This window comes from Bacillus sp. (in: firmicutes) (assembly GCA_012842745.1).
Classification (GTDB): domain Bacteria; phylum Bacillota; class Bacilli; order Bacillales; family Bacillaceae_J; genus Schinkia.
In genome coordinates, this window is sequence record DUSF01000056.1 from 304331 (window position 1) to 317561 (window position 13231).

Below are 13231 nucleotides of genomic sequence, written 5' to 3' on the forward strand. Positions count from 1 at the left end.
TTTCACCGCTATTTTATTAGTATGGGCAAAGGTTGCTAAAATAATTGGTTGGTAAAATATGCATTTATTTATGCATGAATTGGTAGGACATATAAAAAGACGGCAAAAAAGTGGGCAACTGTGCCGAACAGGACAAATAAATGCCATACCATATGGTGAAACGTAAAGCCCCGCCAAACATAAAAAATTGTACCAAGTGTGTACAATACACCACCAGTTATTAATAACACCATCCCACCTGTCGGAAGACCGGTGACAAGAGGCTTCCAAGCAAAGACGATTAACCATCCCATTACTACATAAAGAGCGGTTGATACGTATAAAAATTTTTTACAATAGAAGATTTTAAAAACGACCCCTAATAAAGCCAATCCCCAAATAATGCCGAATAAAGTCCAACCAACCCAGCCTTTTATGACAATAAATAAAAAAGGAGTATAGGTTCCAGCAATAAATAAGTAAATTGAGGAATGATCCATGATTTCAAAAACATCTTTTGTTTTCCCTGCTGGAAAACTATGGAGTAATGTTGAGGAAACATATAAAAATAACATTGTCCCACCAAAAATAGAAAAGCTAATGACATGAAGGATTGTACCTTGGGTGGAGGAGAAGACGACAAGTAAAACAAGTGCTGCTATGCTTAATAAAGCTCCAATGCCGTGAGTGATTGAGTTCGCGATTTCTTCAATTTTAGAAAATGTATGGGTTGTGTTCATGAAAAAGGACATCCCTTCCGAATTTTAAGTTCACTAAATACAAATTATAGCAGAAAATAGAGAGCGAAAACTATAAAATCTAAAAATATTTGTAAATGCAGATTATATCACAGTGCTATTTTTATGCTATCAATATGCTATCGTATAGTACACAATACTAGAACCTTTCTTGTTCTACAATCATTAGTATAGTCCTCTTTGTATTGGTAATAATTTGTAGTAAAATTGATTAAATCGTGGGTGAAAAAATGAGCGGGAAACTTGATATTACTCCTTATTTTTTTTCGGAAAATTGGCTTAATATTTTAGATGAAGTTACTTTTTTTTCAAAGAAAAGCAGGCTTGTTTGGTACCGCGGCCAAACGAATAATGGTTCTGAAAATGGGCGTTATCCTTTACTTTCTGGACTGTTTAGGCAGCGATTTTCGCTCGATAAAATTCTCGAATGGGAAGAAATTTGCTACAGACGTTTTTTAGAGAATGGCTTTGACTTGCATAAAACGGAAAACCAATGGGATCTTCTTTATATTATGCAGCAATATGGCGTTAAAACAAGACTGTTAGATTGGTCGGAATCATTTGCCGTTGCCTTATATTTTGCTACGAAGGATTGGAATGATCAAATTCCTTGCTCAATTTGGCTTCTTGACCCATTCCGTCTTAATCAATTATTCCACGATTTAGATGAATTAAAAAGCATGCCAAAAACAAACTGTTTTCTTGATGAACGGCAAGAATTCAAAAAATCAATGGCATTAAGCCCGAGAATGAATACGTCACGAAGCATGTTTCAGAAAGGATATTTTACCCTACAGGGCAACACAAAACAGGGATTAGAAAAAGAAGATGAGGGTGTCCTTCTAAAAGAACGTATCCTAAAGCATATTCAAATTGATGGGGCGTTAAAGAATGATGTGGAGTTGTTTTTGAACTTAAGCGGGATTAACCAATTTACACTGTTTCCAGATTTAAGCGGACTTGCTAGTTATGTTAATCAATGGACAACAATCGATTTGCTGAAAAAGAAAATACAGGATGAGACTAATTATGGAGAATCCAAATTGTTTAGAGAGACAGCCAAAGGGCCTGAATTATGGGCAGAGGATCAAAAGACGTATGAATAAAGAAAATAGCTTAGCTAGGAGATTAACCACATGAAATGTTCAAAAAAAGGGGAATGGTTTCATATCGATGTTCCAGAAGAATGGGAACAATTGTCAATTGAAAGCCTTTTAAAAGAGAAATGGAAGGCCCCGAAAAAGCTGCTTCACCAATTTAGAATGGAAAAAAGGGTACAAGTGAATGGGGCCGTCCAGACTAGATGGGACGAGCCACTGCAAAAAGGAGATAAACTACAACTTCGGTTATTTGTCAACGAAGAATACGGTGTTGACCCGCAATTTATTCCGATAACAATTTCATACGAGGATGACCATTTATTAATTGTTGATAAGCCTGCTGGGATGGACACCCACCCAAACGAAGGTGAGGGAAATACGCTAGCAAATGCCGTTGCTTTTCATTTTCAATCGAATGGAATTTCTACAAAAATCCGACATATCCATCGCCTTGACCGGGATACATCAGGCGGCGTGGTGTTTGCGAAGCATGCCCTGGCTGGAGCGATGCTAGATCAAATGCTTGAAAAAAGGGGGATCTCAAGAACTTATATTGCTTTTGTCCATGGTTTAGTAAAGCAAAAAAAAGGCACCATTTCAGCGAAAATAGGCCGTGACCGCCATCATCCTACAAGGAGGAGAGTGTCTAATAAAGGTGATGATGCAGTAACACATTATGAAGTTGTTCAATATTATCCTAAACGAAAGATAACATTTGTAAAGCTAAAACTTGATACAGGTAGAACACACCAAATCCGTGTCCATTTGAGTTATTTTGGTTATCCAATTGTCGGTGATATTCTTTATGGAGGAAAGACCGTTGGGATAAAAAGGCAGGCATTACATGCTGAAAGGATAGAGCTTATTCATCCATTTACGAATGAGAAAATCGATGTTAGGATTCCGTGGAGCGATGATATACTTGAGCTTGAATAGAAAAAGCAGATGTTTGGCTAACCGGTAGATTAAAAGGCTATAAAAATATCGAATATGGAATCGAAAATTATTTTGTTCCTGAGAAAACGGGATGGGCCCTTCAGGAGAAAATAAAATATGCCTATGTAAAAGTTGCTGCCAATGGAGATTCCATGCTCGTTGAGGTAGTGGAGGAATAAACGAATGCCGAAAGCCATGAATAGTCCAATCGTGAATGACAAAATATAAGATGAAAAAATAAGAAAAGGAGCAATGTAAATTGGACATTCAACGTGCAAAACAAATTATCTCGTCCCCGAAGGAAATTACAGTAACCTACAATGGTGTCAATGTTTGGTTAAAAAACGCGAATGAAACGAACCAATCAGTAAGTGTTTTTTCGAAAGATAATCCTGATGATGTGAGGGTTGTTCCCGTAGCAGAGCTTGAAGAAAAATAAAGGAAAAAGGGAGCGAATCAGCTCCCTTCGCGAAACCATTTTTATGTAGTACGTACATACTTTCTTTTGTAGGTTTCGGATTTCATTATACTAGTGTAAAATCTTCTTTTCTGATTGTATTAATAATTACGTTGATTTCGTCTTCGCTAAGGCTGCGCAATCGATTATTTTTGTGACCAGAAAATAAGAAGGTACCAGGAATATTTAAGCGATAGTATTCACTGTGGCTTTTTTTTTCATAGGCATCCTTATTACATATAATAATAATAGAAGGATGGTTTAATGAAAGTACCTTCATATTTGCGCCGATAATTTGCTGCAATTCTTCATATTTACCTGTAATTTTTTTCTCATATGGCGGAACATTCGGTTCACATATTAGAATATTCATTGGAAAACTCCTCAGTATAATCTCTTTTATCATTGTATCATGTTAAAATAAAAAGCAAAGCTATTAAAGTTTGGTAAAAATGTTAAGATAGGGGGTTTTTGATTTTGGTGATTCATGATATAAAGGATTGTGCTGTGTTGCATAATGGTGTAAAAATGCCATGGTTAGGTCTTGGTGTCTATAAGGTAGAGGATGGGAATGAGGTCATACACTCGATTCATAATGCGATTGAAGTAGGGTATCGCAGCATTGATACCGCCGCTTTTTATCAAAATGAAACGGGCGTCGGCGAGGCTGTAAGGGATGCCGGAATTCCGAGGGAAGAGCTATTTATTACGACAAAAGTTTGGAATGACAGCCAAGGCTATGAAACGACGCTAAAAGCATTTGAAGAAAGCAGAAGAAAATTACGATTAGATTATATCGATTTATATTTAATTCATTGGCCAGTAAAAGGGGAGTATATGAAAACATGGCAGGCCCTTGAAAAACTGTATCGTGATGGCTTTGTTAAGGCAATCGGTGTTTGTAATTTCCAAATCCATCACTTAAAAGACGTCATGACAAATTCAGAAATAAAGCCAATGGTCAATCAAGTAGAATTCCATCCACGCTTAACACAACGTGAGCTTCTTTCCTTCTGCAAGGAAAATCAAATTCAAATGGAAGCATGGGCACCGTTAATGCGGGGAAGATTAATCGATGAACAAACGATTATTAAAATTGCTGAGAAATATGGCAAAAAACCATCACAAATTTTACTGCGTTGGGATTTAGATAAGAGTGTTGTTACGATTCCAAAATCAATCCATGCCGATAGAATTAAAGAAAATGCTGATATCTTCGATTTTCAGCTTGATGAAAGTGATATAGAAGAAATCAATGCTTTAAATAAAAATGAGCGTACAGGACCAGATCCTGATAACTTTAATTTTTAACTTGCAAAAAAAATAGACAGGTTGTCCAATAAGTCGTTTTTCGGCTATTGGACAACAGGCTATTTCCCCTTCATAACAACTATTTTCTTTTACTGTACATAATAAACTTATCTTCATGAAGATGATCTTTTCTCTCTGTTTGTAACATCCTTCGTACATGTGATTTCAATAATTCAGTAATTTTGCTGCTAATTTCAGCTGAATGGTCAAATAGAACGCCATAAAAGTAATGTCCATTTTGATACGCCTCTTTTTGCCATCGTAAATGACCGGAAATTTGAAAGGGATGATTATCAAGGGAAAAATGAATCTCAATTTCAACTTTTTTATTTGAATTCCATAGATTTAGCGGTGTCATCAATTTCATTCCGCCTGGGCTAATGTCAATGATTTGTCCGCTGCCAAAATCAGAACATAGGGATAATCCCTCTATTTTGATTATTTTATATTGGCATTCAAGTGGGCTTTTAAATGTATATCTAAAACTTTCATTACGGCGAAATATCATAAAATCACATCCCTTCCACATAAACTTTATGTAATTTTATTTTTGGCTATTTTTTGACTTCAGGGAATTTTCTGCATGCCTTTTTAAACCTTCAATAATACTTTTGGCTATTTCCTCAGTAGGATCTAGCTTTATTCCATAAGAATACCCGCTCTTTAGTACCTCTTTTTTTTGCCATTGAATCACACCTGGAATTTGATATGTATGGTTTTCAATTACAAAGCGAACTTCAATTTCCATCTTTTTAGGATGTGTTGCTAAATTGAGTAAGCTAAACATTTTTATACCACTTGGACTAATATCAATAATCTGTCCTTCACCATACTCCGTGTTTACGGCTAAATCTTCTATTTTATTTATTTTAAATAAGCAATCAATGGGGTTGCCAAAAGTATAGCGAAATCCTTCTTGACGACGAAACTTCATTTAAAACCTCCGAATTTTAGTAAAATAAGCCATATTATGAGAACATTATACATAATATCCATTATTTACACCATAGAAAATATCATAAAAATAAAAAGTGCCTGACACCGTCACAATTTTGACAATACCAAGCACTTGGGATTTGTTTATTTTAATAAAGAAAGATTTTGATTTTGGACCTTTTCAAATTCCTCTGTCATTTTTTCAACGACATTTTTCATTTCTTTCGAAATTTCACTAATCATTGTTTTTAATTCGGAACGATTTTTCTCTTGTTGCTGAAACAGCTCATCAATACTTTTTTCAATTTGACTTAAGTTTTGGCTCATCCATTGTTTTAAGGCATTTTGCGGTGTAAGTGATATTTTGGAAATGCGTTCGATGACGTCCTCTAATTGTGTGTGGATATTTTGCAGTGATTCGTTTTTGCTTTCTTCTTGGTATTTTTCAACTGTTGAATAGGCTTTTGCTTGAAATTTTTCGGTTAACTCTTTACATTCTTTTGCATAGGAATCTAATAATTTAAAATATAATTCCGTTGTATTTTTTTGCTGATTAATCGCCTGTAAAAAGAAGTTTTCGATTTGTTTTTGACCACTATAAATTTGTGTTACCCCCTCATCCCAACGATCCCAAATAAGATTAATGAAATATTTTGTGTTAAGTGCTGTCATTATTAAAATCTCTCCTTAAGTTGTTAAATTTCTTTTTCTTCGTCTTTTCCTTTTCTGCTGTTTGGAAAAGTAAACATATTCGTATACACCGAGAAAAACTGCTCAAGCATTGATTGGTAATGCTCTAATGAATATACACATGTTTTTAAATACTTCTCACCTGCCTCTGTTAAAGAGTAAATTCTTTTTGCTGGCCCAGCTTCAGATGTGTCCCATTCAGACTTGACGATATCGTCTTTTTCCAATTGTCTAAGCATTCGATATAAATTGCCTTGATCAATTGTAGAAAAACCAAAGTCCATTAATTGTTGCAATATTTTGTAACCATGGCAATTTAAATCACGCAAGCTTAAGAGAATGAATGGAACGATAAAATTTTTAGGAGCCTGAAAGGTTTGTTCTGATTTATTAGTAGAGTTTTTAGAGCGATCTGTCATATTATTCACCTGCTTTAAAATGTTCTCCTTACATGTAATTTACACATAGGTGGTTCAATTCAGAACTAAAAAATGAAAAATAAAAATTTTTCCCAAAAAAGTTCTAAATGGAAAATAGGAACATAGGCTAGAAAGGGATACAAAATTGTATGGTTTTAGAAAGGAGAACGTCTGTGAACCAATCAAAAACGATTGATCCATTTGAGATTTGGAAAAATGTCTATGATCAAACAGAATCTTACTGGAGCAAAGTGCTAGATGAAAATTTGGCAACTGAAGATTTTTCAAGAGGATTAGGAAAAGTTCTTGATATGAATCTTCAATATCGAAAATTAGTAAATGATTCAACGAAAACCTATCTAGAGCAAATGAATATGCCTTCTAAAGACGATCTCGCAAAGTTAGCTTCCTTAATTATTAATGTGGAATCTAAAGTCGATCAAATCGAAGAGGTTGTTGAAGAGAGAATCGTTGTACAAGCTGATGCCCAAGCAGTAGCTAGTGAAGTTAAGGAATTACAAATAGAAGTGAAAAATCTTCATAACAAAATGGATCAAATTCTACTACTACTACAAAAGAAAAAATAATAAAAATTGAAGGAGTGTTTTATCTATGGAATTAATGGGGAAAGTAGCCATCGTTACAGGTGGTTCAAAAGGAATTGGGGCTGTTATTTCAAAGGAATTGGCAAAAAACGGAGTTAAAGTAATTGTGAACTATAATAGCAGTAAAGAAGGCGCAGAACGTGTAGTAGAAGAAATTCAAGCACATGGCGGCGAAGCTTTAGCTATGAAGGGGGATGTTTCCATCTCTCAGGAAGCGACAGATTTAGTACAAGCTGCAATCGATAAGTATGGAAGATTGGATATTCTTGTAAATAATGCAGGGATTACTCGCGATCGGACATTTAAAAAGCTTGATGAAGAAAACTGGAGAAAAGTCATCGATGTGAACTTAAATAGTGCCTTTAATACGACTTCTGCTGCATTATCATTCTTAATAGATTCTGGAAATGGTCGTATTATTAATATTTCATCGATTATCGGTCAGGCAGGTGGCTTCGGTCAAACAAATTATTCAGCTGCCAAAGCTGGACTAATCGGCTTTACGAAATCACTTGCATTAGAACTTGCGCGCACAGGTGTCACTGTGAATGCGATTTGCCCAGGATTTATTGAAACTGAAATGGTTGCGGCAATGCCGGAAAATGTGTTGGAACAAATTATTGGTAAAATTCCTACGCGCCGATTAGGTCATGCTGACGAAATTGCTCGTGGTGTCTTGTATTTATGTCAAGACGGAGAGTATATTACTGGGCAGCAATTAAATATTAACGGCGGTTTATATATGTAATTTTAAATAGAAGGGATGGGGAGGAGCGCATGGTAACCTCATTAGTGAAGGACTGGGAAACTGTGTTTGAAGAAACAATCCCTAAAGAAATGAAAGATTCTTATATGCGGATGAAGCGGGCCTCGGAAATCTTAGTGAAAGAGGCGGAACCGGAAGTTGGCTTAACACCGAAAGAAGTTGTTTGGACAAAAAATAAAACGAAGCTTTACAAATATATTTCCAACAAGCCTACAAAATTTAAAACACCATTGTTAATGATCTATGCTTTAATAAACAAACCATATATTTTAGATTTAACACCTGGCGGAAGTATGGTGGAATATCTTCAGAATCGCGGCTTTGATGTTTATTTGCTTGATTGGGGCACACCAGGTGAAGAAGATAAACATTTGAAGCTAGATGATTATATTCTTGATTATATTCCTAGAGCTGTAAAAAAGGTGCTAAGAACATCAGGTGCAGATGAATTATCAATTTTAGGCTATTGTATGGGCGGAACGATGACATCGATTTTTGCTGCGCTCTATCCAGAGCTTCCGATTAAAAACTTAATTTTTATGACAAGTCCATTTGACTTTGAAAAAACAGGCCTATATGCGAAATTTTTAGATGAACGTTACTTTGATTTAGATAAAGTAGTCGAGACATATGGCAATATACCACCTGAAATGATTGATTTTGGGAATAAAATGCTAAAACCGATGACGAATTTTTATGGACCTTATGTAAGCTTAATGGACCGTTCACAAAATCAGACATTCGTTCATTCATGGAAGTTAATGCAGAAGTGGCTAACAGATGGAATTCCATTCCCAGGTGAAGCATATCGCCAATGGATTCGCGACTTTTATCAGAAAAATAAATTAATTAAAGGCGAACTCGTTGTCCGCGGTCGTAAAGTAGATTTAGCAAATATTAAAGCAAATATCTTGAATATTTCCGCTGAAAATGATCTGATTGCAATGCCGCATCAAGTCGAAGCGTTGATGAATGTTGTTTCAAGTGAAGATAAGAACTATGTTTGCGTGCCAACTGGTCATGTTTCGGTAACATTTGGACCAAGGGCAAATAATATAACATATCCAACGATTGGGGATTGGTTGGAAGAGCGTTCGATTTAGTTTGTAGATATATAGCCGAAAATGGGTCAGGGGAAGCTGCTAAGGAAACGGATTAAGAATCCTAGCAGCTTTTTTACATAATGTGGCAAGCGGACAATAATTACGAGTTTTCGGACAATATCCACCTTATACTGGACAATAAACAGCTAATGTTAGACAATAAGTAATTCATTCGGGATAGTACGTATACATACAAAGCTATTTTTTACGATTTGTATTGACTTCTATGAAATTGGTTGTTAAAATAAGCAATGTAGGATATAATAAATAAGCAACACCTCATACAAAACTGGCGAGAATCGCGCAGATTTCATATCTGTGAGGAAAGTCCGTGCTCGCACAGGCTGCGATGCCTGTAGTGTTCGTGCCTAGCGAAACCGTAAGCTAGGGCAGCCCATATAATGGGTTGACGGCAGGGAAAATACCTACGTCCATTTGGATATGGTATGACTACCTTGAAAGTGCCACAGTGACGGAGCTCCAATGGAAACATTGGAGGTGGAACGAGGTAAACCCCACGAGCGAGAAACCCAAATTTGGTAGGGGAAGTGTCTGGAGGGAATTGAACCGAAAAGACACCATAGCCATTTAGGCTATGAGATAGATGATTCTCCATTCAAGTGCAAGAATACTCTTTTGCGTATTCGTTTGCAGCACTGAATGAACAGAACACGGCTTACGAGGTTTTGTATGAAACTTAAATTTTTTGCAAAATGAATACTGAAAAATGATGGACTTGCATGCATACAGCAAGTCCATTTTGTTTGCAAATATCTATTGCATTGTCCAATCACTTTAGGGAACAATAATCTATTGATGGAATATTTTTATTCATAGGCTTCTATTCTTGAAAAGGACAAATATAATGACAATAGCTAATCTAATTTATCATGTAAGCAAAAAAAGATATACTTGAAAAGGAGTAAAATTGCATGGATTTTCTTACGATTTTAAAAGCAATTATCCTTGGGATGGTTGAAGGGCTGACCGAATTTGCGCCTGTTTCTTCAACTGGACATATGATTATTGTCGATGATATGTGGCTGCAATCTGAACAATTTTTAACGAAATATGTAGCCAATACATTTAAAATTGTTATTCAGCTTGGTTCGATTTTAGCTGTTGTTGTCGTTTTTAAAGACCGTTTTATTGATTTATTAAGCTTTGGAAAGATAACTAAAAATGGTACAGCTTCTTCGAAACAACATGGTCGGCTTTCGCTTCTCCAAGTTATTGTCGGTTTAATTCCAGCTGGGGTACTTGGCGTGTTGTTTGAAGATTATATTGATGAGTATTTATTTTCGACAACAACCGTTTTAGTAGGGCTCGTTGCTGGTGCGGTATTAATGATCTTGGCAGACGTAGTAGGTCCACGTAGCACGAAAAATCCAACCGTCATCACTGTTGACCAAATTACATATAAACAAGCTTTTTTAGTAGGGCTGTTTCAATGTCTATCCCTTTGGCCTGGTTTTTCACGCTCAGGCTCGACGATATCAGGCGGTGTATTGCTTGGGTTAAGCCACCGGGCGGCGGCAGATTTTACCTTTATAATGGCCGTTCCGATTATGTTCGGCGCAAGCTTTTTATCACTGTTAAAAAATTGGCAATATTTTAGTCTAGATGCTTTTGGCTTTTTCATTGCTGGCTTTATTAGTGCTTTTGTTTTTGCATTACTTTCGATTCGCTTTTTCTTAAAGCTTATTAACAGAATCAAACTGGTGCCATTTGCCATATACCGAATTGTATTAGTAGTCGTGATTTATATTATGTACTTTTAATATAGCTCAAAAGTAAACCCCTCCTTATCATTGGAGCTTGTCCAAGAGAAGGAGGGGTGAATGTTTAGTTAATATTTATTAAATTACTTATTTTCAAGCTTTTTAAGTACTTCGAAAATTTCCTCGTTTTCTGGTAGTTCGCCGATTGGATGAACATCAATAAATTGGATAATTCCTTCTTTATCAATGACGAACAATGCCCGCTCACTCATACCATTTTGATGGCGCACTCCATATAAATCTGTTACTTTACCTTGTGGGTAGAAGTCAGAAAGAAGTGGGTAGCTGATTCCACCTACAGATTTTTGCCATGCTTCATGGCTTGGCACACTATCAACGCTTATACCCAAAACTTGGGTATTTAAGCCTTCAAATTCATCGAGGTCATCCTCGTATGAAGGCATTTGCGCGCCTCAGACAGGTGTCCAATCTAAAGGATAGAATGCAATAAAGACATTTTTCTTGCCGCGATAGTCAGAAAGAGTGATTTCGCGGTCGCCGTGTGCTTTCAGTGTAAAGTCTGGAGCTTGATCTCCAACTTTGAGCGTTTTTGTTTCAGTTGCTCCTTTTGGCACAGTAATTCCTCCTTTTTTTATGTAATTATGATTTATTTATAATTAACCAAAAGGGAAGGCCCTTCGGTAATTACCACCAATATATTGTAATTCATAAAATGGATACAGGCAAATCGTAACGTATTAGCTGTACTGTGCTTTCATTGTTTTACGCTTATTAACATGTTGATCAGCACCAAGGGCGGCGATACATCCATCTGCAGCTGCGATGACCGCTTGCTTAATAAGGGTGCGGCGCGCATCACCACCGGCGAAAACGCCATCAACGCTAGTATGTAGCGCCTCATCAACGATAATATAGCCTTCTTCATCGCGCTTGACTGCATCGTTTAAGAAATCAGTACCAGGCTTCAGCCCTGCTAAGTATAGGAATACACCATCAACAGGCCATTCAGCCTCGTTTTTATCGGCATCGCGGATAATCAGCTTTTCGACCTTTTTATTTCCTTGGATTTCTTTTAAACGATGGTTCCAATAAATCTTGATATTAGGCAATTTTTCAAGTTCATCTGTTGTTGCATCGCCTTTTAGCTTATTTGTTGGAACAAAGAGCATCACTTCTTTTGCAAACTTTGCTAATGCAAGCGATTCATGAACAGCTTCCTCAGTCTCGCCAACGACACCAACAACGCGGTCTTTGAAGAAGGCAGCATCACAAGTTGAACAATAGCTTACACCACGTCCTGTAAATTCTTCTTCTCCTTTAATTTTGCTGCCAGGAGCTTTGGCGCCAACGGCAATAAACACACTTTTTGCTTTAATCGTTCCTTCTGGAAGCTCTAATCGTTTAATATCTTCGTCTGAAAAATCGACACTAAGGACGTTGGCACGAACAAAGGTAGCGCCAAATTGATCAGCTTGTACATGAATTTTCTTTAATAGCTCTTGGCCAGTAAGCTCTTCTGGAACCCCTGGATAGTTTGCAATTTTATGAGTGATGGCGAGCGTCCCTGATGCAGGGGCTTTATCGATTACTATTGTTTTTAAACGAGCACGAGCAGCATAGACTGCTGCCGAAGCCCCTGCAGGACCTGCGCCGATTGTAACGAAATCATAAACTTCATCGAGAATTTCTTTTGTAGGCTCCTTGAAAAAGTCTTCTGCAGTTTGTTTATTTTCATTATTTTCTACAGAAACATTTGCTAAAGTTTCATCCGTAATCCCTAATGCTTTTTTCATTTTCTTTGGTCGATAGCCGATAAATGCTTCTCCATTAATATAGGCAACAGGAGTAGAAAACAAACCTTCTTTATGCAAATCTTCGAAAAACGCAGGATTTTCAGTTACATTCCGTTCCTCGTAATTAAAGCCCCATTCTTTGAATTCTTTTTTCATTTTTTCGCAATAAGGGCAACCAGTACTACTGTATATAATAATTTCTGCCATGTTTCTGTCTCCTTTTCGTAAAATTTGTACTACTTGTAGTGTTAGCATTGAAATATTTTTCTATAATAAATATAAAATATTTATTTTGTATTTATTATTAATTTAAAATTATTATAAAATAAGAAGGTAAGAACTGTCAACTGATTTGTACATCTTTTTGCCGATTATTATCAAAAAATGTTTCGCATAAAGAGCTGCTGTTATCCATATATATTATTATCGTTTGAATTCTATCGCACGTAAGGAGGGGCATAATGAAAAGCATCATGATTGATTCGGATGAAATTGAAAACTTTTTTTATGATAAATTAATTAAATCTGGGCATATCCCGACAGAGGAAGAAACATTAATAATAGCCGACATTGCCTTTGACTATATGGTAAGTGTTGGAATTATTGAAGAAATCGCCAAGGAAGATGAAAAATAAA

Annotated in this window: 18 protein-coding genes and 1 other RNA gene; 11 read left to right on the forward strand and 8 right to left on the reverse strand. The window is 36.2% G+C overall.

From position 1 onward, the window contains the following. Positions 1-68: 68 nt before the first annotated feature. A complete protein-coding gene (locus GX497_16575) occupies positions 69-719 on the reverse strand; it encodes a hemolysin III family protein (GenBank protein HHY74805.1) in 651 nt (216 codons plus the stop codon). A gap of 248 nt (positions 720-967) precedes the next feature. On the opposite strand from GX497_16575, the gene GX497_16580 reads away from it, so the two are divergent. The 4 genes from GX497_16580 to GX497_16595 all read left to right on the forward strand — a co-directional run bounded on the left by GX497_16580 (position 968) and on the right by GX497_16595 (position 3212). Further along, the gene (locus GX497_16580; GenBank protein ID HHY74806.1) at positions 968-1843 is read left to right on the forward strand and encodes an FRG domain-containing protein; all 876 of its coding nucleotides are present in this window, start codon (positions 968-970) and stop codon (positions 1841-1843) included. A 30-nt stretch (positions 1844-1873) separates the two neighbouring features. After that, positions 1874-2773 carry an RluA family pseudouridine synthase gene (locus GX497_16585; protein HHY74807.1) on the forward strand — a complete coding sequence of 300 codons (900 nt, stop codon included), beginning with the start codon at positions 1874-1876 and terminating at the stop codon, positions 2771-2773. Then, positions 2770-2952 (forward strand): GDYXXLXY domain-containing protein, encoded by a 183-nt coding sequence (locus GX497_16590; GenBank protein ID HHY74808.1) that lies wholly within the window; start codon positions 2770-2772, stop codon positions 2950-2952. Before GX497_16585 ends, GX497_16590 begins: the two co-directional genes overlap by 4 nt. An 80-nt stretch (positions 2953-3032) precedes the next feature. Next, the gene (locus GX497_16595; protein HHY74809.1) at positions 3033-3212 is read left to right on the forward strand and encodes an H-type small acid-soluble spore protein; all 180 of its coding nucleotides are present in this window, start codon (positions 3033-3035) and stop codon (positions 3210-3212) included. Positions 3213-3297: 85 nt separating this feature from the next. On the opposite strand, the gene GX497_16600 is transcribed toward GX497_16595, so the two are convergent. Further along, a complete protein-coding gene (locus GX497_16600; GenBank protein ID HHY74810.1) occupies positions 3298-3603 on the reverse strand; it encodes a hypothetical protein in 306 nt (101 codons plus the stop codon). 155 nt (positions 3604-3758) lie between these two features. On the opposite strand from GX497_16600, the gene GX497_16605 reads away from it, so the two are divergent. Continuing rightward, complete coding sequence (locus GX497_16605; GenBank protein ID HHY74811.1) at positions 3759-4541, forward strand: aldo/keto reductase; 783 nt, start codon at positions 3759-3761, stop codon at positions 4539-4541. Between the two features lie 79 nt (positions 4542-4620). Here GX497_16605 and GX497_16610 read toward each other — a convergent pair whose 3' ends face one another. The 4 genes from GX497_16610 to phaQ form a co-directional block, all read right to left on the reverse strand. After that, complete coding sequence (locus tag GX497_16610) at positions 4621-5049, reverse strand: PilZ domain-containing protein (GenBank protein ID HHY74812.1); 429 nt, start codon at positions 5047-5049, stop codon at positions 4621-4623. Positions 5050-5085: 36 nt separating this feature from the next. After that, positions 5086-5475: a PilZ domain-containing protein gene (locus tag GX497_16615; GenBank protein HHY74813.1), complete on the reverse strand. Its 390-nt coding sequence runs from the start codon at positions 5473-5475 to the stop codon at positions 5086-5088. 146 nt (positions 5476-5621) lie between these two features. Beyond that, positions 5622-6149, reverse strand: coding sequence for a hypothetical protein (locus tag GX497_16620; protein ID HHY74814.1), 528 nt, complete (start codon positions 6147-6149; stop codon positions 5622-5624). Between the two features lie 23 nt (positions 6150-6172). Next, positions 6173-6586 (reverse strand): poly-beta-hydroxybutyrate-responsive repressor, encoded by a 414-nt coding sequence (phaQ, locus tag GX497_16625; GenBank protein HHY74815.1) that lies wholly within the window; start codon positions 6584-6586, stop codon positions 6173-6175. A 173-nt stretch (positions 6587-6759) separates the two neighbouring features. Here phaQ and phaR point away from each other — a divergent pair, with 173 nt between their 5' ends. The 5 genes from phaR (at position 6760) to GX497_16650 (ending at position 10841) form a co-directional block, all read left to right on the forward strand. Continuing rightward, complete coding sequence (phaR, locus tag GX497_16630) at positions 6760-7173, forward strand: polyhydroxyalkanoic acid synthase subunit PhaR (GenBank protein HHY74816.1); 414 nt, start codon at positions 6760-6762, stop codon at positions 7171-7173. Between the two features lie 25 nt (positions 7174-7198). Then, entirely contained in the window at positions 7199-7939 is a 741-nt protein-coding gene (phbB, locus tag GX497_16635; GenBank protein HHY74817.1) for an acetoacetyl-CoA reductase, read from the forward strand. 29 nt (positions 7940-7968) lie between these two features. Continuing rightward, the gene (gene phaC / locus GX497_16640; GenBank protein ID HHY74818.1) at positions 7969-9060 is read left to right on the forward strand and encodes a class III poly(R)-hydroxyalkanoic acid synthase subunit PhaC; all 1092 of its coding nucleotides are present in this window, start codon (positions 7969-7971) and stop codon (positions 9058-9060) included. A gap of 286 nt (positions 9061-9346) precedes the next feature. Further along, positions 9347-9744: RNase P RNA component class B (gene rnpB / locus GX497_16645), an RNA gene on the forward strand. Between the two features lie 248 nt (positions 9745-9992). Beyond that, positions 9993-10841, forward strand: a complete 849-nt coding sequence (locus GX497_16650; GenBank protein ID HHY74819.1) for an undecaprenyl-diphosphate phosphatase — start codon at positions 9993-9995, stop codon at positions 10839-10841. An 83-nt stretch (positions 10842-10924) separates the two neighbouring features. Here GX497_16650 and GX497_16655 read toward each other — a convergent pair whose 3' ends face one another. Then, positions 10925-11416, reverse strand: a complete 492-nt coding sequence (locus GX497_16655; protein HHY74820.1) for a peroxiredoxin — start codon at positions 11414-11416, stop codon at positions 10925-10927. Between the two features lie 123 nt (positions 11417-11539). Further along, complete coding sequence (locus tag GX497_16660; protein HHY74821.1) at positions 11540-12802, reverse strand: FAD-dependent oxidoreductase; 1263 nt, start codon at positions 12800-12802, stop codon at positions 11540-11542. A 254-nt stretch (positions 12803-13056) separates the two neighbouring features. Here GX497_16660 and GX497_16665 point away from each other — a divergent pair, with 254 nt between their 5' ends. Continuing rightward, positions 13057-13230 carry a YozD family protein gene (locus GX497_16665; protein ID HHY74822.1) on the forward strand — a complete coding sequence of 58 codons (174 nt, stop codon included), beginning with the start codon at positions 13057-13059 and terminating at the stop codon, positions 13228-13230. The last annotated feature ends 1 nt before the right edge of the window (position 13231 follow it).